The following is a 19,305-nucleotide window of genomic DNA, read 5'->3' on the forward strand; positions in this document are numbered from 1 at the left end:
ATTCATGGTTCCGTTTAATCCTCTCGATTGGTTCCGGAGTTCGGGTTCCCAAGCGCGTTGCCGCCATGCCCTCTCCCATCAGCCATCCATGGAGGAGGCCGTTCGGGATGTGTCCAGCACCCTTGGGGGCAACGCCGCCGATGTTGCCCTGGTGTTTGTGTCCAGTCACTTCGCCAGTGATCTGCCTCGTTTGCTGCCCCTGCTTCAGCAGCGCTTGCACGCCAGCCACTGGCTTGGATGTCTCGGCGGTGGCGTGGTGGGCACCACCGCAGCCAACGAAGCCCATGAAGTGGAGCAGAACCCGGCGTTGAGCGTGATGCTGCTCAACCTTCCCGGAGCCGAGCTTCAGAGCGTGCAACTCAGCGGCAGCGACCTTCCAGATCTCGACGGTGCTGCGCAGCACTGGCACGAGTGGGTGGGACTGAAGCCGGGATCCAGTCGATCCCTTCTGCTGTTGATCGATCCCACATGCAGCGGCATCAATGATCTGATCAGCGGTCTGGATTACGCCTACCCCGAGGTGGACAAGATCGGTGGAATCGCCATCCCCCACAACGCGGCCCATGGCTCCCTGCTCTGCGCTGATGGCATTGCAGCCGGGGCCGTTGCTCTGAGCATTGGCGGCGATTGGTCTCTCGACCCTGTGGTGGCGCAGGGGTGCCGACCGATTGGGCCGGTGTTTGCCATCGAACAGGCCCAGCGCAACGTGCTGCTGGAACTCAGTGATGGCGAGCGGCGCGACAGCCCCGTGGCTTGCCTGCAGCGGGTGCTTGCAGGATTGAGCGCCGAGGATCGTGAACTGGTGCAGCACTCCCTGTTTCTGGGTGTGGAGCGGCAGGAACTCTCCGCAGGGGCTGCACTGGCCAAGCTGCAGCGGATCCAATCCGAGAGCGAACAGCCGGAACCACAAGCCGACGACGAGCAGGAGCGCACCTTTCTTGTGCGCAACTTGATCGGGGTGGATCCCCGCAACGGAGCCGTCGCTGTCGCCGAGCGCGTGCGCGCGGGACAGAACGTGCAATTTCAACTGCGGGAAGCGCAGGCCTCCCGCCAGGAAGCACGCCAACTGCTGCAAGCCAGCAGGGCAACCGCAGCCACAAAAGCTCCTCTTTGCGGGCTGTTGTTCGCCTGCCTCGGACGAGGCAGCGGCCTGTTCGGTGGCGCTGACGGTGATGTGACCATCGCCCGAGAGGTCATCCCCGATCTCCCCATTGCCGGAAGCTTCTGCAACGGGGAGATCGGTCCCCTCGGCGGCGCGACCCATCTGCATGGTTACACCGCCTGCTGGGGCCTTCTCCGCCATGCACCGCTCGCGTCCTCACCGTCCTGATGCGTCAGCACGTCAATCCCCTCAGCCGGTTCTTTCAGCTGCCGCTGGAGCTGCCTGCTCCGGAGCAACTGTTCGATGATCCCGGCCGTCCCATCCATCTCGACATCGGCTGCGCCCGAGGGATCTGCCTGCAGGAGCTGGCCGCCCTAAGACCGGATCGCAATCACCTGGGTGTGGAAATCAGACGGCCCCTGGTGCGGTCCGCCCAGCGCGATCGGGACCAGCTGGAACGCCTCAACCTGCACTACTTGTTCTGCAACGCCAATGTGAGCCTGGAAGGGTGGATGGCCGCGCTGCCGCAGGATCGCCTGCAGCTGGTGAGCATTCAGTTTCCGGATCCCTGGTTCAAGCGACGCCACCGCAAACGGCGCGTGCTGCAGCCCTCCCTGTTGCTGGCCATTGCCGCAACCCTGCAACCGGGGCGGGAACTGTTTGTGCAGAGTGACGTGCTGGCCGTGATCGACCCGATGGTGGCGTTGGTTGAGCTGAGCGGTTGTTTCGATCGCCCCGCCGAGGACGCCCGACCGTGGCGAGCCGACAACCCCCTGCCGGTACCCACGGAGCGGGAACGCTACGTGCAGGAGCTGGGGCTTCCGGCCTATCGGGTGCTCTACCGGCGCAATCGGCAGCCACTGCCGGATCCTGAAGAGCTGGAGATTGCTTGGCAACGGGTCGATAATCCCGCCAACGACGCAGTCCCCCCGGATGGCTGAGGCTTCAGAACCGTCTCCATGGTTGCTGCGCTGGCAAGGATGTCTCCCCAGCTCGGCAGCCCAACAAAAGCGCCTCGCCAATCTGGCCGGCATTGTTTTGATCCTCCTGCTTGCAGGACTGCCCCTGGTGACGCGCACGGGGCTGGGACTGATCGTGCTGGCGTGTGGTGCGCTCTGGCTGCTGTGGTCGCTCAGCAAGCCTCCCGAGCGGCTGGGTGAAATCAGCGGTTGGCTGCTGCTGTTCCTGGCTGTCGCCGTGCTGGCCACAGGCTTCTCGCCAGTTCCCGCCGCGGCCCTCAAGGGGCTGGTGAAGCTGCTCAGCTATCTGGGGGTTTATGCACTGATGCGCCAGCTTCTCGCCGTTCGCCCTGCATGGTGGGACCGGCTGCTGGCGGCTCTGCTCGGGGGATCGTTGCTGACCGATGTGCTCGCCCTGCGCCAGCTCTATGCCCCCACCGAAGAGCTGGCCCGCTGGGCTGATCCGAATTCAGTGGCCGCAGGAACGATCCGGATCTATGGGCCGCTCGGCAACCCCAATCTGTTGGCGGGCTACCTGGTGCCGATCCTGCCGCTGGCGCTTGTGGCCTGCATCCGCTGGCGCGGATGGGGCAGCCGGGCTTTTGCCGCAACGGCCTTCAGCCTCGGCTGTGCATCGGTGCTCTTCAGCTACAGCCGGGGGGGATGGCTCGCCCTTGTGGCTGCGATCGGCAGCCTGGTGCTGCTGCTGGTGCTTCGCGCCATTCGCCACTGGCCCCCACTCTGGAAGCGATTGGTGCCCCTGGCCCTGCTGGGAGCCGGGGGGCTTCTGCTGGCCCTGGCCGTCACCCAGGTCGACCCGATCCGCACCCGGGTGATGAGCCTGCTTGCCGGTCGCGGTGACAGCTCCAACAACTTCCGGATCAATGTGTGGCTGGCTGCGATCGACATGATCCAAGACCGCCCCTGGCTGGGGATCGGTCCGGGGAACGCAGCCTTCAACAGCGTCTACCCCCTCTATCAACAACCGAAGTTCAATGCCCTGAGCGCCTACTCCGTGCCGCTCGAACTTCTGGTGGAAACAGGCATTCCCGGCCTGATCGCCTGCATCGGCCTCGCCCTTGCCAGCCTGCGCAGAGGCTTGAGAGCGTTGGCGTCCGATGCGGATCTGGCCTTGCCCTGCATCGGCTGCCTTGCCGCGATCACCGGGCTTCTGGTGCATGGCGCTGCCGACACGATCTTCTTCCGCCCCGAAGTGCAGATCACTGGTTGGTTCTGTTTGGCCACCCTCAGCCAATGCCGGCAGAGGGCATGACTGACAGTTCGACAAGCAACTCCCTGGTTCTGGCCGGATTCGATGCAGGCCAGACCCATTGCCGCTGTCGGCTCAGTCGCTGGACCCCGGCTGGCTGGCAGTGTTTGGGAGAAGGCACGGGCACGGGCGTCAGCCATCTGGATGCCCCTGGAGGAGAGGAGCGCTTCCGGGAAGCCATCCGCTCAAGCCTGCATGCCGCCTGGCCCGATCATCAGGACGAGCCCCTATCCGCTGCAGCGGTTGGCGCCAGTGGCGTGGAAGCGGGCACAGGTTTGCAGGCCCGCGCGGCATCCCTGCTCCGCGAGGTGGTGCATCTCCCCAACGATCGCTGCGTCGCCACTGGCGATGAACGCACCGCCCTTCGCGGTGCCTTCGCCGAGCAAGCGGGAATCGTGCTGATCAGTGGAACGGGGATGATTGTGGTGGGACGCAACACCCTCGGCGAAGAACAACGCTGCGGCGGCTGGGGCTGGCGCCTTGATGGTGCAGGCTCAGCCTTCGACCTCGGGCACCAGGGCCTGCAGGTGAGCCTGCGCATGGCCGATGGGCGACTGGCGGATGGACCGTTGCGCGAATCGCTGTGGGAACGGCTCGGCTGCCGGTCGGCCAACGACCTCAAATCCCTGGTGGTGCAGCCAGATCATCAACCTGCTGATCTGGCACGCCTGGCACCGCTGGTGGACGAGGCCGCCGCCCAGGGAGATCGCGAAGCCCAGCGCATCCTTGATCGATCGGCATTCGCTCTGGCCGAAGCCGCCGGCGCTGTGGCCAGGACGCTGCACCTGAAGACCCCCAACCTTTGCGCCCACGGAGGCGCACTCTTGAATCTCACGGAATTCAAGGGCGCCGTACGCCGGTCGGTGCAGGAGCACCTACCCGGTGCTCGCTGGACCCAGCCCCTGGGCGACGCCTGTGATGGCGCCCTGACCCTGGCCCGCGATTGCTGTCAGCTCAAGCCGCATTGAGGTGCTGGTCCGCCGCTTCAGCCAGGCGCTGGGTCCAGTGCTCAACGGCCTTGGGATCGGCCGCCTCCACCATCACCCGCAGGAGTGGCTCGGTGCCACTGGCCCGCACCAGCACACGCCCATCGCCCGCCATGCTGCGCTCAGCCTCCTGCACGAGTGCGGTGAGGGATTGGCAGTCTGCCCAGGCCTTGCGCCGTGAGCGATCAGGCACCCGCACATTCACCAGCTTCTGGGGATAGGCCTCAAAGCTGCGATCCAACCAATCGGCCAGGGTGATCCCCTGGCCATGGCAAAGGCTGGCCAATTGCAGGGCCGTCAGCACCCCATCACCGGAAAGCCCGTGGGCGGAGGAGAGAATGTGGCCAGATTGCTCCCCACCAAGTGCCGCACCACTGCGGACCATGGCGGCGTGCACATGCTGATCACCCACTGGAGTGCGATCAAGCTGCCCACCTCGCGCCTGCCAGGCCCGCTCAAATCCCAGATTGGACATCACCGTGGCCACCAGTCTCTGGTCGGGGAGCACGCCGCTGTCCTGCAGGGCCGAACCCCAGAGGAAAAGCACATGGTCGCCATCAACGATGCGGCCCCGGCCATCCACCGCCAACATCCGATCGGCATCGCCATCAAACGCGAAGCCCATGGCCGCCCCACGCTCCAGCACGGCCCGCCGCAAGGGCTCGAGATGGGTGGACCCGCAATCCACATTGATCCGCTCCCCGTCGGCCTCGCCATGGAGCACCGTGACATCAGCGCCGAGCTCGGAGAACACCGCGGCGCCGCAGGCTGTGGCCGAGCCCCAGCACAGATCCAGCACAATCGGCACACCATCCAGCCGCTGATGGCGCACGCTGCTGAGAAGGTCCTGTTTGTAGAGATCGAGGAGATCAGAGCGCTGGTGGGATGCACCGAACGCATGGGCTTGCGCTGACGCTGGCTCCTCACCGCGCAAACCGGCTTCGATGCGCGACTGCAGAGCTGAGCCAAGCTTGCTGCCATCGGCACCGAACACCTTGATGCCGTTGTCCTCCGGTGGGTTGTGGCTGGCGGACACCATCAAGCCACCGGCTGCTCCAAACCGGCGAATCAGGCCGGGGACTGCCGGGGTGGGACAGAGCCCAAGGGTCCAGACCTCGCGCCCGGCTGCGGTCAGACCGGCCGCGAGTGCAGAGACGAGCATGGATCCACTCGTGCGGGAATCCATCCCGATCAGCACGGGGCCATCCGCGGGGAGAACCCGCCCGCACCAGAAACCCACCTGCAAAGCCAGCGTGGAGGTGATTGCCGAACCGACATGGCCGCGCAGGCCATCGGTGCCAAAACTCACCTGGGCCGGATCAGGACAATCCAGGGGATGGAATGCAGGTGAGGCCATGGAGTCTCATTGATGGAATGAACCTTAAAAGGCCTGACAGCGTTCGCCCTTCCGCGCAAGGACAGGCCCATAGCTGCACGCCAGGGGTTCAACGCCAGCGCTGGGGGAGCAAAAGAATGGCAACCAGTTCCAGCAATGCCCAGGCGCCAACCAACAGCACCACCCATCCAGGCAGCCACTGCAACGGCCAGAGCCAACGCATCCCCCACACCACAAGGGCGACACAGCAGACGCTCAAGCAACGCAGTCGCTGCCGCCGCCCGGGGCGGGGCGTGCGCGGATCCGCACCCATCCATTGCCTGCCACTGGGCACAGAATGGCAGCAGTTCAGAGAGCCTGTGTGAGTGCTGGACCGACGCGCGGACTTCTGCTCCTCGGAGGCACGTCGATTCTCACGCTGATGGCGATCGTGGGCGGGCAGCGGTTGCTGCGTCAGCGAGCCATCGCTGTGACCCCTCGGATGGACAGCGCGCAGGTGTGGGCGCGCTATCGCTGGTCGCTTGACCCGGTGCAGCGCAGGGAAGCGGCCCTGCTCCTGGCCAGCCGCAGCAAAGACTCGCCACAACGCCAGCGACGGTTGCTCGCCGGCCAGGGGTGGGGACCGGCGCCCCTGGCCGCCGTGGCGCTCAAGCAGCAAGCCCTGGCCGCTCAACGGCTGGGCCGGCCTGCAGAAGCAAAACAGCGCTGGCGCAGCCTGCTCGAGCGCTTCCCCACCAGCGCTGCCAGCGCCGATGCCCGTTACTACCTCAAGGGCAAGGACGCGCAGCTGAAGCAACAACTGCTGTCCCAGCAGCCTGCCCATCCCGCCGCCCTTGCAGCAGCAGCAGAACTCCCCGACGACGCCAGTGAGGACAGGCTTCAGGCCAATGCCTTGCACCTGGCACGCTGGGGCCCCCACTGGCCAGGTGCGGCCAGCCTCATGCGCCGCAGCTGCGGGACGCTCAGCGGCATCGGACTCTCGCAAGAGCAACGGCTCAGCCTGGCCTCAGCCCTGGCCGAACTCGGCGATGGCCAGGCCGCGGAGCTCTGCCTTCAGGGCACTCCGCTGCAACCGCCCCAGGAACTGATCATCGGTCGCACCCTGCTGCGCGGAACCCCAGTCCAGAAACGTCGCGGGGAAGCGCTGCTTCTCGACTTGGCCAATGCCCATCCTCAATCCGAGGAAGCCCTCAAGGCTGCGGCTCTCCTCAGTGAGCCACTGAGGCCCAAGCAAGCGCTGCTGGATGCGCTGCCGCTGTCGCTGCAAGAGCGTTCAGCGGATGTGGCCGCAGCCCGCGTGCGCCTGAATGGCGACCCAAACGGACTGGAGGTGTTGACGCGATGGCCTGACCACCCGGCGATCTGGCAACTGCAATGGGATCTGGCCCGTAACGCCTTGCTGGACGACCAGTGGGAGCAGGCCCTCAGCGTTCTGACAACGATCCCGGGGAACAAGCTTCCCGATCCCCTCGCCGCACGGCAGCAGTTTTGGATCGGCTTCAGCCTGGCCAAGCTGGGGAAGCAGGAGCAGGCAGAGCGCGTCTGGGACTCCTTGGTGAAGGACTATCCCCCTGGGTACTACACCTGGCGCGCTGAAGCCCGACTCGGCGGCGGCGATCTGCCAGCCCTGAGGGCGGAGACGGCTGCCGCTGCAACCCGAACCATCAAGGCCAACACCGGGATAGGCCAGGGCTGGAGCCCTTTGAACAGCGGCCTTCCCTTGGTGGATCAACTCTGGAGACTGGGATTACGCCAGGAGGCCTGGGACACCTGGCGCAGTAGCCAAGCCGACGTCAAACCCTCTCCACAAAGCCAGCTGATCGAAGGGCGGCTGCGCCTGGGCGTGCAGGACTACTGGACAGGCCTGAATCGGTTGTGGAGGGCCAATCTGCGGCTGGTTGCGCCCGATGACGAAACGCAGCTGCAGCTGCACCAGAGCCAGCATCCGCGACCTCTTCTTCCTGAGTTCAGCGCCGCAGCGCAGCAGGAAGCGGTGCGCCTGGAATTGCTTCTGGCGATCGCCCGTCAGGAATCGCGCTTTTCCCCGGGCGTGCGCTCACCGGTAGGCGCCGTGGGCCTGTTGCAGCTGATGCCGGCCACTGCTGCGGAGATGGCGGCCGCTCCCATCAGCGACGACGACCTTCAAGAACCCGGTCGCAACGCAATCCTGGGCGCGCGCTACCTGGCCTGGTTACTCGAGGAGTGGCAGGGCAACATCTGGCTCACCGCCGCCAGCTACAACGCCGGACCAGGAGCCGCTGGTTCGTGGCGGAGTGAGGAACTCGCCCAAGATCCGGAGCTGTGGGTCGAGCGCATTCCTTACCCGGAAACCAGGCTTTACACGAAAAAGGTGCTGGGCAATCTCTGGGCCTATCTCAAACCGGACTGGGCAGGTCGTGACCGATCCAGATCCCGCTGATCACGATCACAGCAAGCCAAAAGGCTGTGACCTGAGGCGCCGGCACCACTTTGATTCTGGTGAGGTCCAAGCGGGCGAGCAGGGTGGCTGACGCCAGGATCAACACATCAGAGAGCAGGCTGAGGCTGAGCACGTACAAACCAACGGTGATCACCAGGGTGAGCGTGACCACCAGGCTGAGCACCCGGCTGGAGGCCATGAGCAGGGAGAGCTGACGCAGCAGCAGATCCGGCATGGTGCAGATCACCACCACCACCAGTGCCTGAATCAGCTCGATCGTCCAGAACACTTGGACACTCATCTGATGGGCCTGCGCAAGCCACGTTTCCTCGATCGCCCAGTGGTGGCCGAGGAACAACGACACACCGAAAAGCACAAGGAGCAAGGGAGCTCTCAGGGGCAGCAGCAGAAAGCGCAGAAGTGGCATCAACGTGGCGAAGTTCCCTGGTGGACAGACACCGTTTAGCGATGCTGGATCCGCGGCCAAACGCTAGCAACAGCAGCTGGTTTGTCCTGTCAGGATGGGGTCCCAAACCCTTGCAGGGATGACCGGCACTCCCGAGAGCACCAGCCTCACCGCACTGCAGAAAGGTCTACTGCTCGTGTCGGCAATTGCCTTAGCCGTGAGTTTGTTTCTGGTGCGCAATGGAGGGATGACGGAATCACCTCTCGACCAGCTGGCCCGCCGCTCGCTGGCACCAGAGGTGGCCCTCAGCAATGGCAAGCCCACGATTCTGGAGTTCTACGCCGATTGGTGTGAGGTCTGCCGGGAGATGGCTCCCGCGATGCTGGCGATGGAAAACGCCCACGCAGGCGAACTCGACGTGGTGCTCGTGAACATCGACAACCCTCGCTGGCTCGACCTCACCGACCGCTACGACGTGACGGGGATTCCTCAGCTCAACCTTTTCGCTGCTGACGGTGATCTGCGGGGCCGCTCCCTCGGTGGCCGCACGGAAGGCGAGCTGAACACCCTGGCCGCCGCGCTGGTGACGAACGCCCCATTGCCAAAACTGACAGGCGTTGGCGGCAGCAGCCCTCTGCCAGAGCCGGCCTCGATGGCCTCCGCAGCAGGACCCCGCAGCCATTCCTAACCTGCGCAGCCATTCCCAGGCAGACCGGCCATGATCGACGCACGCCTGTTTCCCAATCCGACGTGACCATGGATCCCCGCTTCCGCGTCGACCTGATCGCTGCAACGCCAAACCCCCAGCAGTGCGTGTACGCCGGCATGCATCAGGACTACAGCGAGGGGTTTGTGGCTGCCGACCGCGCCGACTGGCCTGACGAAACCAAAGCCGGCGAGATCTGCGTGAAGCGTCTTCTGGCCGGAGAGCGCGGTCACTACGGTCCGCTCGAGCACGCCCAGATCGTGCTGAATGTGGGCTGGTTTCCGCACTCGGTGATGCAGCAGGCCCGCACCCACCGGGTGGGGGTGAGCTTCGATGTGCAATCGATGCGCTACACCGGCGATCGCATTGCCAGGGCTGCCGATGGCGACCTGGACCTGGAGGATGTTTTCTATCTCAGGCCAGTGGGGGATTACAGCGATCGCCAGGGCAAGAAATATCACTACAGCCCAGAGTTAAGACAACAAGATCTGGAGCTGTGCAGGCAGGCGGCGGCCCGCTATCGGGATCTGCTTCAAGCTGGATTCGCAGAAGAGCACGCCCGGGGGATTCTCCCGTTTGATTACCGCCAGCACTTCGTGGTGAGCTTCAGCTTGCGCGCTTTTCTGCACTTCATGGATCTGCGCGCCAAGCTCGATGCCCAGCAGGAAATCCGTGAACTCTGCGATTTGCTCTGGCCGCACCTGCAAACCTGGGCCCCTGAGTTCGCGGCCTGGTACGAAAAAAGTCGACTCCATAAAGCGAGACTGGCGCCCTGAAGGCAAGGTTCCCGCAGGCTTTTAAACCTTGGCCAGGGTGACCCGCTCGGGCTGATGCTGATACTTGCCTTGGCGGTCGCTGTAGGTGGTGTCGCAGGGATCACCTTCAAAGAACAGCAACTGGCAGATGCCTTCATTGGCGTAAATGCGGCAATCAGCCCCTGAGCTATTGCTGAACTCCAGGGTGAGATGTCCTTCCCAGCTCGCTTCCGCCGGCGTGGTGTTCACGATGATGCCCAAGCGGGCATAGGTGCTCTTGCCAAGGCAGATCACCGTGATGTTGGGCGGCACCTTCATCTTTTCCAGCGCCACACCAAGCCCATAGGAGTGGGCCGGGAGGATGAAGTAATCACCATCCTCGTCGTGGTGAAGCTCGGTGGGTTCCAAATTGGCAGGGTTGAACCGCTTGGGATTCATCACCGTGCCGGGCACGTGCTTGAAGATCAAAAACTCCTGCGGCGAAAGGCGCAGGTCGTAGCCATACGACGAACAACCAAAACTGAGCACCGGGCGGAGCTTTTGGTCTGGCTCCAAATGACGGACCAGTCCCGATTGAAACGGCTCCAGCATCCCCTGAGCCGCTTGCTCGGTGATCCAGCGATCGTTTTTCAGCATCAGAACCCTCTGCGCAATTCCGTGACCTGATCAGCCAGAGCCATCAGCGAGTCGGGGATGGATGGCCCAGTGATGATCACATCCATCGATGCTGGACGCTGCTCCAGACGACACAGCACCTCCTGTTCATCGAGGTAGCCGAAGGCAATCGCCAAACCGAGCTCATCAAGCACCAGCTGATCAAGATCTCCCCGACTGAGATGGGTGGAGCAGGCGCTCCAGATTGATTGCACCGCATCCACAACCGCTGATTCCGCTTGCGCAGCAGGCTGGGACAAACACTCGAGCACGGCCGGACGCATCCAGATAAGACGGTCACACAGCGTGACCGCCGCATCAGGCCCCTGCACCACACCGCCTTTGAGGAACTGGGCCACCATCACCCGGCTCCCCAGCCCTGCGCTGCGCAGAGCCTGACTTAACACGGTCCCGTAACTACCGCGGTACGGGGCCGTGTGAACCTGCAGCTGTCCTTCCGGTGCCACCAGGTGTAGCGGTGGCCGCGGCTCCAAGGCCGGCAGGCCGCGCAGACCGGCTTGCTCCAGCGTCCGGTGGTCCGCACTGCGGACGTCTCGGGCTCGGTGGCTGGGGCTCAGGCTGGTGGTCATCTCGTTCGCTGGCGTCAGGGCTGGTGTCCAGACGGCCCAGCAGAATTCGAATCTAGCGGTGCGGATCCGATCCACAAGCCCTTTGACACCATCCATGGTGTCTTGGCCCATGGTGTACCGGTCCAACTGGCAGGCTCAAGCAAGCCATCGTCGCCAGGCATGAACACCACCTCCCGCAAGGACGGACGCCAAGCATCCGCACTCAGGCCCTTCGCCGTTGAATGGGATCCCATGGGCTTCGCCCTCAGCTCCGTGATCGTGCGCACCGGCCGAACCGCTGTGCTCTGCAGCGTTTGCCATGAAGAAGGCGTGCCCCGTTGGCGCCGTGACCAGGGCCTCGGCTGGCTCAGCGCGGAATACCGGCTGCTTCCGGGGTCCACCCCCGAACGCCAGCGACGGGAATGGCTCAAGCTCTCCGGCCGCACCCAGGAGATTCAACGCCTGATCGGTCGCAGCTTGCGCGCAGCACTCTCCATGGAGGCACTTGGGGAGAACACCCTGCTGATCGACTGCGACGTGATTCAGGCTGATGCGGGCACACGCACGGCCTCGGTCACTGGAGCCTGGCTTGCCCTGCAGAACGCCTGTGAATCCCTCGTGAAGCAGGGAGTGCTGCAGAGCAATCCGGTCTGCTCGCAGGTGGCAGCCGTTTCGGTGGGACTGCTCGGAGGCGAGGCCCTGCTTGATCTGGATTACAGCGAGGATTCCCAGGCTGACGTGGACCTCAACGTGGTGATGAATGACAGTGGCGAGCTGCTGGAACTTCAGGGCACAGCGGAAGGCAAAGCCTTCAGCAGACAGCAACTGAACCTGCTCCTCGACCGCGCGGAGCCTGGACTGAAGCAACTGATGGACGCCCAGAAGGAAGCGCTACGACTGCGCTGAGCCCCTGGAACCGTGTGCGTTGCTACAGGGTGGGAATCGATCGCTCCTTAATTTCCTTGAAGCGAGGTGCTGGCCATGCCCGAAGTAATCCGCGGCTTCAGCCGCACAGTGCCCCAGCAGGGCCGCATAGGCAACGTGAGCCTCGCCAACGCACCCGCTCCCACCAGCAGAACCCTGTTGGAGGTGATCCGCGACCTCGACGGTGCCAACACGGAGCTGATCGAACGCAACAAGACCATTTTCTTCCCCGGCGATCCGGCGGAAAAGGTGTATCTGATCCGACGAGGTGCAGTGCGCCTCTCTCGCGTTTATGAGTCAGGGGAAGAGATCACCGTGGCGCTGCTTCGAGAGAACAGCCTGTTCGGTGTGCTCTCCCTGCTCACCGGCCATCGCTCTGATCGCTTCTACCACTCCGTGGCCTTCACGAGAGTGGAAATGGTCACGGCTCCCGCCACCTCGGTCCGCCAAGCCATCGAAGCCGATACCTCGGTTGGACTGCTCTTGCTGCAGGGACTCTCCAGCCGAATCCTCCAAACGGAGACCATGATCGAGACGCTCACCCACCGCGATATGTCGTCCCGCCTGGTGAGTTTTCTGCTGGTGCTTTGCCGCGACTTCGGCATTCCTGGAAGCCAGGGGATCACCATCGATCTGCGGCTGTCGCATCAAGCCATCGCCGAGGCCATCGGATCCACCCGAGTCACGATCACTCGTCTGCTTGGAGACCTTCGCAATTCAGGGCTCGTGGAGATTGACCGCAAAAAAATCACGGTTCTCGATCCAATTGCCCTGGCCAAACGCTTCAGTTGAACGTTGGACAGGTGAAGATAGCGGCGTTCAAGCTGCACGCCCTGCGATGAATTCTCTGTGACCGGCTGGTTACTGCTGCTGTCATTGCTGGTGCTTGGGGGTGTGCTCTCGACCTTGGGGGATCGCCTCGGCTCCAAGGTGGGCAAGGCACGCCTGAGCCTTTTCGGCCTGCGTCCCCGCCAGACCGCGGTGGTGATCACCGTGCTCACCGGCAGCTTGATCAGCGTCCTCTCCCTGGGGCTGATGCTGCTCGTCAGCAGGCAGTTGCGCGTCGGCCTGTTTGAGTTGAACGACCTTCAGGCGCGCCTGCGCAGCAGCCGTGCCGATCTCAAGTCCAGTCGGTCGGCACAGCGACAGTCCAGACGACAACTGGAGACAGCGCGCAAGGATGAGATTGAAGTGCGTCGTCGCCTTGAGGAAGCGCGCAAACAAGCCACGGAGCTGAGAGACACCCTCAAACCCCTGCAGGAGCAAACCCGCCGACTGGAAGCCGAACGACAACGCCTGAGCCAGGACGTTCGCCAACGCGATGACGAAATCCGCAGAACCGACCGCGAGCTCGCCGCGGTGCGGGATCGCATTCGCTCCGGCGAAGCCGAATTGAAACAGCTCGAAGACAATCTTCTGGCCCTGCGCCGCGGCAACGTGGCCATCAGCAGTGGTCAGCCCTTGGCAACAGTCACGCTCAGGCTTGAACGCCCTGACCAGGCGCGCCAGGTAATCGACCAGGTGTTGCGGGAAGCCAATCTTCAGGCCTATCAGCAGGTTTTGCCGGGGCAAACACCCGACAAGCAGATCCTCTTGGTGCCCCGTCAGGACATCAAACGCCTGGAAGACGCCATCCGCAAACCAGGCACCTGGGTTGTGCTGCTGCGCTCGGCCGCCAACGTGCTCCAGGGGGAAACGGTTGTGTATGCCTTTCCTGAGGTCAGGCCGAACCTCACCATCACCCGCGATGGCGAGGTGCTTGCCGCAACCGCACTGGCCAGCACAGAAACATCTGCCGAGGAGGTGCGCAACAGGTTGAACCTGCTTCTGGCCTCAACACTGGCGGAGATTCAACGGCGGGGATCGATCAGCAAGGGACTGCAATTCGACTCCCAGGCGCTGAATGCGCTTGGACAGACCTTGATCGAGCGCAGCACCGGGCGGGTTGAGCTGGAGGCGGTGGCCCTTGGCGACACTGAAACAGCCGATCCCGTGGCGATTGAGCTTCGGGTGCAACGCAGCTTCCAATCCGCCCCTGCGGGGGATTCACTGTGACCCGCATCGCCGCCCTGGATCCAGGCCGAAGCAAATGCGGGCTTGTGCTCGTTGACCTGGACTTGGGACGCGTTCTTGAAGGCCAGGTCGCACCGGCAGAGTCCGTCTTGGCAACCCTGGAGCAGTGGCGCGGTGTGGGTCCACTTGAGCGCATGGTGATCGGCAACGGCACTGCCAGTGCCCACTGGCGTGACCAACTGCCAGCGGACCTGCCACTCACCGTTGTCGACGAACGCGGCACCACCCTTGCGGCCAGACGTCGCTACTGGGAGCTCTGGCCTCCTCAAGGTTGGCGGCGACTGCTCCCTGAGGGTCTGCGCATCCCCCCCTGCGATCTCGATGCTGTCGCAGCTCTGGTGATTCTCGAGTCTGCGCTCAACCGCCGATTGCAATGGCCGGCACCGGCTCCCCTCAGAACTTGGCTCGAACCGTGAAGCTGTAATCCCCTCCGGCTTCGAGCCGGTAGTCGGATTTCACCAAAAATCGCTGCAGCGCATCCTGGATCAAGGCGCGTCCGAGCGACGGCTCAACGTTCAATTCACCGCGGTTGAAGAACCACTGAAACTGCCAGAGAAAACCACCAGCCTGAACTTCACCTTCCAGACACTGCTCGCTGAAACTCTGGCGGTGCACCCTCAGATGGGCTGTGGTGACTGGCAACGGTGCCATCACACCGACTCACTCTGAGCAGGGGCAAGATTCAGCGCATTGATGTGATTGCCCGCCCGCTCCAGTCCCTGACGCTGGATGCGTTCCAACCCGGCAAGAACCTCGTTTAAGACCTCCTTGAGCAAAGGCTCTTCTTCACGGCTGAATGCCCCCAGCACGTGGGACACCGTGCGCGCCCGGCGCTCCTCGGGAGAACGCCCTGGAGCGCCGATCCCAATGCGAAGACGGGCGAACTCCTGCGTACCGAGATGCTGAATGGTGCTTTTCAATCCGTTGTGGCCACCGGCACTGCCCCGGGCCCGCAAGCGCAGCCGCCCCAGGGGAAGGTCCATGTCATCGACGAGAACGATGACTTGCCCCAGATTCAAACCAAACCAGTCGAGGGTGGCGCGGATCGATCGGCCGCTCTCATTCATGTAGGTGTTCGGCATCAGCAGGCGCAGCCGATCCGAGCCGGCACCCACATCGGCCAAATCACCTTGAAGCTTGGCCATGGCGCGGAAGCGAGCATGATCCCGGGCAGCGAGCTGCTCGAGAGCCATGAACCCCACGTTGTGACGCGTGGAGGCGTAACGATCACCGGGGTTACCAAGCCCCACCACCAACCGGAGGTCGCCGGACTTGATCACGATCAGTCGGTGCTGACGTCTTTTGCTGCTGGCGTGCTGTCCTTCGAGGACTCAGACGCTTCAGGAAGCCTTTCGGGCTCGGCCATGGCTTTGTTGATTTCCCGTTCGAATTCCTTGGAAGCGGATTGAAATCCCTTCAAGGTTTTTCCCAGGGTGCGACCGAGCTCAGGCAGACGTTTCGGACCGAAGACAAGCAATGCCACGGCGCCGATAACGGCCATCTCAGGAAGGCCGATTCCAAACACATTCATGAGCCTGACCCGCGAAAGGGATGAGCCGGCAGCAATCAGCCAGCCCCGTTCCAGTTGACATTGATGCCCTCAAGGATCAACGACTGGTTGTACAGCTGCAGGATGACGAGCAGGAAGACCAGGAACAGCACCATGAAAATTCCCATCACGGGCGTGGTACCCCAGCCAGGCACGACCTTGCCGTACTCAGAGTTCAGGGGACGGAGCAGATCGCCCAGACGAGTGCGTTGAGCCATAACGGCGCTTGGGTCTCGGGTGAAGTTCAGTCCGGATACTCTAGGGGTCCCGGCCCGGATGAGGCCGATCCTGTCGAGAGATGTGATGGAAAGTTCTTCGCCGGCTCTGTCCGTCGCGATCGCTGTTTTGGCTGCTTTGCTTGGCCTCACCGGTTTCGGGGTGTACACAGCCTTCGGTCCGCCGTCGAAACGGCTTGACGATCCCTTTGACGATCACGAGGACTGACGGACCAAGCGAACCTCCCGGAGTTCACCGGGCCTGAGCTCGATCCGGTTGGTTCCATCAGGGACCGCCCAGTCCTCCGTTAACTGCCATTGCAAGCGCTGAGCTCCGGGATTCAGCAGCTGGATCACGAGTGCTGAAGCGTCTGTTGAGGGCTTGATGGCCAAGGGAATCAGCCCATCCGGAACTGCGGGAAGCCCCTGCCAGACGCGCTTCAGATCCACAGGACCATGCCACCCCGGTTCGCGGAAGCGAATGGCGGCTTGCGGCACACCATTGCGCATCCATCCCTCCGCCAATGGCATCAGAGCGATGCGCTGCCGATGCCAGCCCGCATCAGCCGAGGGGTCCGGCCAGGTGGGGCCTCTGAGCAGAGACACCCCGAGGTGATCAGGGCTTGCGTCAGCGCCCTGGGGTCCGTCGAGCAACACCGCCAGGCCACCTCCCGGAGCGGCAGGCACGCTGGCCAGCCAGGAAATCACGGGCACCTCCCAACGGGCTTTTTCCATAGGCGTGTGCAGCTTGGCGGGCCGCTCGATCACACCACCACTGGTGTCTGAGGCCCAGCGCACCGCAGGGGTCTGCAAGGGGCATTCAAGCCGCAACACCTCATGGGACTGGCGCCACTGAACGCTGAGGCGCAGCTCCACAAACGGAGCGTCAGCAGCGAGCAGCACATCAAGGCGAAGGCTGCTGTTGCCGAACTGACCGCGAAGGGTGACGCGGCCCACCAATGGGCCGCTGTCTTGCAGCTCCACCTGCCATCGCTCTGGCATGGGCAATGGATGCGTGCGGTAATCAGCGGCAAGATCCCAGGCATCCCAGAATTCACCGTGATCGCTGTAGCGGCTCAGGCGCAGTGGGGCCGCCAGATGGGAGCGTCCCTCCGCATCGCCCAAAGCGATCAAACCCTCAGGTCCAACCTCGATTGTGAGGCGAGCATTGCCCAGCCTCCAACCTCCGTCTTCGCGGGCTGTGACGCCAACGGGGTCGCGAATAGCCGTGGCGATCTGGCCAGGATCAGCCCCATGGTCGGTGCGCTCGAGCGGCACTGCACTCACGCCATCAACCACGGGCAGCTGCACCCACACGCCACCGGCTGCAGCAACCTGCACCGGCAGCTGCCGACCAGCACTGCACCAATGCCCTCGCGGCAGGCGCACAAGCGGCGACCAGAGCGGCAAGGGCTGCAGCGCACACCAGGCCCAACGCCTGGGACAGGAGCTGCCACCGCCGTGGCCTGCCGTTTCAGCACCGAGGAGATGCCTCAGGCCTGCATCACGGGCCGCAGCCGCTGCGCGACGGGCCGCGCGCCACTGCGGTTCGGCCTGATCGAACACCTCAGGGATGGCGGTGCCGGGAAGAATGTCGTGGAACTGATGAAAGAGCAGAACCGACCAGGCCCAGTCCTGCCCCTCCCGGCCCAGCAGTGCCGCCACCAGATCGGCTTCCCGCAGCAGACGCTCCAGGGTTCGGTTGTGGCGTTTCTGATCGGGGCGTGAGGTGGCACAACCGCGATGCAGCTCGAGATAAAGCTCATCACGCCAAACCGGCAATCCCTCGCGCAGAGGCTCAAGGTGCTGCAAAAAACCGCGCACGGTTCCACCGTCCCGAGCCGCCGCCTGGGGATGGCGCTGCCAGAGCTGGAGCTGCTCCAGCATCTCGGCCGTGGGGCCACCACCGTGGTCTCCCACACCGGGAAGCCACAACGCCCGGTCGATGCCCGTGCTCTGTTGAAATTCGAGCTGCTCAGAGTCCATGGCCACGGGATCGGCATCGGTGCCGATTCCAGGGAGCATCAGGGCCATCACCTCAGCGGAGCCACGGCCCCGCCAGCGAAACAACCTGTGGGGGAATGCATTCGTGGCGTTCCAGGCCAGTTTGTGGGTACAGAACCACTGCACGCCGGTGGCGTTGGCAACGGCAGGCAGCCCGGCAGCAAAGCCGAAGCTGTCGGGCAGCCAGGCAAGGTCATGCCTCCATTCAGGAAACTGCTGCCGACTGAAGTGCTGACCGCGGTCGAACTGTCTCCAGAGGGAGGCCGTGCTGATCAAAACGCAGTCAGTTTCAACCCAGGGGCCATTGATGGGCTCCCAACGCCCCTTGCGACTGGCGTCCTGGATCCGGGCAAACAGGGCAGGCCGATGCTGGGCCATCCAGGCGTAGAGAGCCGGTGTGGAGTGGGCGAAATGCAGATCCGGCCAACGCTCCATCAACGCCAGGGCCGATTGGAACGTCCGTTCGGCCGCCTGCCAGGTATCGGCCACGGGCCAGAGCCAGGCCAGATCCAGGTGGGCATGGCCAACCCAATGCACAACACCGCCGGCGGAGGCCTGCTCGGCGAGGTGAGCCTGCACCAACGCAGCAGCCCGGTCCGAGTCGGGCGCACAGTCGAGCCAGGGCTCGGGGATTGAAGACTGCCTGAGCTGCTGAAGATCCAGCGCTTCCGGCAGCAGGCAACCGTCTGGGTCCACCTGGGGATTGCGCGGCTCCCGCACCAGCCGGCTGCTGATCAGCGCACCATCGTCATGGCATGGGCTGCGCAGCTCAAGCCGAACCCGCAGTCCGGAACCGCTGCGCCAACGCTCCGGCAGAACCCAACGGCAACGGGTATCGAAGAGATCGCCGCTGTGCACGAGCACATCATCAACCCAGACCCGGACCTCATCCGCCCACCAACTGAGAACAAGACGCTCCTGCTGATGTGGACTCTGATTCCAGTGCGATGGCCAGCGGATCAGCTGCTCAATCGTCAGCCACACACCACCCCTGGGCCAGATCAGCAGCCCCCGCTCAGCCCAGTCAGGACGGTGGATGCCCCCCCAGGGGTCCGCCAGTGCAGACCGTTGCTGATGGTCACCGCGGCGGTGCCACCCAGGCAGGAGATCGAGGCTGCTGCGGCGCCGAAACGTTTCAATCCACGCCAATCGCCGGGGCTGTAGAGGGTCCTGCATCGTGAACTCCCATCCTTGACCCATAAGATGATGACGCTGTCCCAGACGCCGGTCGGTCTCCATGCTCGCCCTCAAGATCTCCGTTTACTCGGTCGTCTTCTTTTTCCTCGGGATCTTCGTGTTCGGCTTCCTCGCGAGCGACCCCAGCCGCACACCGAGCCGCAAGGATCTCGAAGATTGATGCCTTATCTCCTGCCCTGAC

At 63.7% G+C, this 19,305-nt stretch carries 23 protein-coding genes; 13 read left to right on the forward strand and 10 right to left on the reverse strand.

Annotated features, from left to right (window positions below):
• Window positions 1-4 precede the first annotated feature (4 nt).
• Genes KQ296_RS02425 through KQ296_RS02440 form a run of 4 tightly spaced genes read left to right on the forward strand, consistent with a single transcriptional unit; the run spans window position 5 to window position 4,299 of the window.
• A complete protein-coding gene (locus KQ296_RS02425; RefSeq protein ID WP_011932258.1) occupies window positions 5-1,330 on the forward strand; it encodes an FIST N-terminal domain-containing protein in 1,326 nt (441 codons plus the stop codon).
• Complete coding sequence (gene trmB, locus KQ296_RS02430) at window positions 1,330-2,043, forward strand: tRNA (guanosine(46)-N7)-methyltransferase TrmB (protein WP_011932257.1); 714 nt, start codon at window positions 1,330-1,332, stop codon at window positions 2,041-2,043. The genes KQ296_RS02425 and trmB overlap by 1 nt, the downstream gene beginning before the upstream one ends.
• The gene (locus KQ296_RS02435) at window positions 2,036-3,334 is read left to right on the forward strand and encodes an IctB family putative bicarbonate transporter (protein ID WP_011932256.1); all 1,299 of its coding nucleotides are present in this window, start codon (window positions 2,036-2,038) and stop codon (window positions 3,332-3,334) included. The genes trmB and KQ296_RS02435 overlap by 8 nt, the downstream gene beginning before the upstream one ends.
• Entirely contained in the window at window positions 3,331-4,299 is a 969-nt protein-coding gene (locus KQ296_RS02440) for a BadF/BadG/BcrA/BcrD ATPase family protein (RefSeq protein WP_011932255.1), read from the forward strand. Before KQ296_RS02435 ends, KQ296_RS02440 begins: the two co-directional genes overlap by 4 nt.
• On the opposite strand, the gene glmM is transcribed toward KQ296_RS02440, so the two are convergent.
• Together glmM and KQ296_RS02450 are read right to left on the reverse strand one after the other, a co-directional pair.
• Entirely contained in the window at window positions 4,286-5,674 is a 1,389-nt protein-coding gene (glmM, locus tag KQ296_RS02445) for a phosphoglucosamine mutase (protein ID WP_011932254.1), read from the reverse strand. The genes KQ296_RS02440 and glmM overlap by 14 nt on opposite strands.
• Window positions 5,675-5,762: 88 nt before the next feature.
• On the reverse strand, window positions 5,763-5,966 hold the full coding sequence (locus KQ296_RS02450) for a hypothetical protein (protein ID WP_011932253.1): 204 nt from the start codon (window positions 5,964-5,966) through the stop codon (window positions 5,763-5,765).
• A gap of 24 nt (window positions 5,967-5,990) precedes the next feature.
• Here KQ296_RS02450 and KQ296_RS02455 point away from each other — a divergent pair, with 24 nt between their 5' ends.
• Window positions 5,991-8,072: a lytic transglycosylase domain-containing protein gene (locus KQ296_RS02455; RefSeq protein WP_041428337.1), complete on the forward strand. Its 2,082-nt coding sequence runs from the start codon at window positions 5,991-5,993 to the stop codon at window positions 8,070-8,072.
• On the opposite strand, the gene KQ296_RS02460 is transcribed toward KQ296_RS02455, so the two are convergent.
• Complete coding sequence (locus tag KQ296_RS02460) at window positions 8,029-8,499, reverse strand: hypothetical protein (protein WP_011932251.1); 471 nt, start codon at window positions 8,497-8,499, stop codon at window positions 8,029-8,031. The genes KQ296_RS02455 and KQ296_RS02460 overlap by 44 nt on opposite strands.
• A 118-nt stretch (window positions 8,500-8,617) precedes the next feature.
• Between KQ296_RS02460 and KQ296_RS02465 the strand changes: the two genes are divergently transcribed.
• Entirely contained in the window at window positions 8,618-9,166 is a 549-nt protein-coding gene (locus tag KQ296_RS02465) for a thioredoxin domain-containing protein (protein ID WP_011932250.1), read from the forward strand.
• A gap of 68 nt (window positions 9,167-9,234) precedes the next feature.
• A complete protein-coding gene (gene thyX / locus KQ296_RS02470) occupies window positions 9,235-9,960 on the forward strand; it encodes an FAD-dependent thymidylate synthase (protein ID WP_011932249.1) in 726 nt (241 codons plus the stop codon).
• A 21-nt stretch (window positions 9,961-9,981) separates the two neighbouring features.
• Here thyX and dcd read toward each other — a convergent pair whose 3' ends face one another.
• Window positions 9,982-10,575 (reverse strand): dCTP deaminase, encoded by a 594-nt coding sequence (gene dcd, locus KQ296_RS02475; RefSeq protein WP_011932248.1) that lies wholly within the window; start codon window positions 10,573-10,575, stop codon window positions 9,982-9,984.
• Complete coding sequence (locus KQ296_RS02480) at window positions 10,575-11,183, reverse strand: cob(I)yrinic acid a,c-diamide adenosyltransferase (RefSeq protein ID WP_011932247.1); 609 nt, start codon at window positions 11,181-11,183, stop codon at window positions 10,575-10,577. Before KQ296_RS02480 ends, dcd begins: the two co-directional genes overlap by 1 nt.
• 159 nt (window positions 11,184-11,342) lie before the next feature.
• On the opposite strand from KQ296_RS02480, the gene rph reads away from it, so the two are divergent.
• From rph to KQ296_RS02500, 4 genes are all read left to right on the forward strand, one after another.
• Window positions 11,343-12,068: a ribonuclease PH gene (gene rph / locus KQ296_RS02485; protein ID WP_011932246.1), complete on the forward strand. Its 726-nt coding sequence runs from the start codon at window positions 11,343-11,345 to the stop codon at window positions 12,066-12,068.
• A 75-nt stretch (window positions 12,069-12,143) separates the two neighbouring features.
• Window positions 12,144-12,878 carry a global nitrogen regulator NtcA gene (ntcA, locus tag KQ296_RS02490; RefSeq protein ID WP_011932245.1) on the forward strand — a complete coding sequence of 245 codons (735 nt, stop codon included), beginning with the start codon at window positions 12,144-12,146 and terminating at the stop codon, window positions 12,876-12,878.
• Window positions 12,879-12,935: 57 nt separating this feature from the next.
• Window positions 12,936-14,141, forward strand: coding sequence for a DUF3084 domain-containing protein (locus KQ296_RS02495; RefSeq protein WP_011932244.1), 1,206 nt, complete (start codon window positions 12,936-12,938; stop codon window positions 14,139-14,141).
• Window positions 14,138-14,575 carry a resolvase gene (locus KQ296_RS02500; RefSeq protein WP_011932243.1) on the forward strand — a complete coding sequence of 146 codons (438 nt, stop codon included), beginning with the start codon at window positions 14,138-14,140 and terminating at the stop codon, window positions 14,573-14,575. The genes KQ296_RS02495 and KQ296_RS02500 overlap by 4 nt, the downstream gene beginning before the upstream one ends.
• Here the strand turns inward: KQ296_RS02500 and KQ296_RS02505 are convergent.
• From KQ296_RS02505 to psbH, 4 genes are read right to left on the reverse strand one after another with little or no spacing between them, the layout of a single operon-like run.
• Window positions 14,553-14,810: a DUF3146 family protein gene (locus KQ296_RS02505; protein WP_011932242.1), complete on the reverse strand. Its 258-nt coding sequence runs from the start codon at window positions 14,808-14,810 to the stop codon at window positions 14,553-14,555. The two genes, KQ296_RS02500 and KQ296_RS02505, sit on opposite strands and share 23 nt — an antisense overlap.
• Window positions 14,810-15,436, reverse strand: a complete 627-nt coding sequence (gene pth, locus KQ296_RS02510) for an aminoacyl-tRNA hydrolase (RefSeq protein WP_041428745.1) — start codon at window positions 15,434-15,436, stop codon at window positions 14,810-14,812. Before pth ends, KQ296_RS02505 begins: the two co-directional genes overlap by 1 nt.
• A 5-nt stretch (window positions 15,437-15,441) precedes the next feature.
• Window positions 15,442-15,690 carry a TatA/E family twin arginine-targeting protein translocase gene (locus KQ296_RS02515; protein ID WP_011932240.1) on the reverse strand — a complete coding sequence of 83 codons (249 nt, stop codon included), beginning with the start codon at window positions 15,688-15,690 and terminating at the stop codon, window positions 15,442-15,444.
• Window positions 15,691-15,725: 35 nt separating this feature from the next.
• Window positions 15,726-15,926 (reverse strand): photosystem II reaction center phosphoprotein PsbH, encoded by a 201-nt coding sequence (gene psbH, locus KQ296_RS02520; protein WP_006042330.1) that lies wholly within the window; start codon window positions 15,924-15,926, stop codon window positions 15,726-15,728.
• Between the two features lie 85 nt (window positions 15,927-16,011).
• Here psbH and psbN point away from each other — a divergent pair, with 85 nt between their 5' ends.
• On the forward strand, window positions 16,012-16,152 hold the full coding sequence (psbN, locus tag KQ296_RS02525) for a photosystem II reaction center protein PsbN (protein WP_011932239.1): 141 nt from the start codon (window positions 16,012-16,014) through the stop codon (window positions 16,150-16,152).
• On the opposite strand, the gene KQ296_RS02530 is transcribed toward psbN, so the two are convergent.
• Window positions 16,140-19,103 (reverse strand): glycoside hydrolase family 38 C-terminal domain-containing protein, encoded by a 2,964-nt coding sequence (locus KQ296_RS02530; protein WP_041428744.1) that lies wholly within the window; start codon window positions 19,101-19,103, stop codon window positions 16,140-16,142. The genes psbN and KQ296_RS02530 overlap by 13 nt on opposite strands.
• Before the next feature lie 61 nt (window positions 19,104-19,164).
• Between KQ296_RS02530 and KQ296_RS02535 the strand changes: the two genes are divergently transcribed.
• Window positions 19,165-19,284, forward strand: a complete 120-nt coding sequence (locus KQ296_RS02535) for a photosystem II reaction center protein I (RefSeq protein WP_006042333.1) — start codon at window positions 19,165-19,167, stop codon at window positions 19,282-19,284.
• Window positions 19,285-19,305: the final 21 nt, after the last annotated feature.

The organism is Synechococcus sp. CS-197 (genome assembly GCF_025128215.1).
Taxonomy (GTDB): domain Bacteria; phylum Cyanobacteriota; class Cyanobacteriia; order PCC-6307; family Cyanobiaceae; genus Synechococcus_C.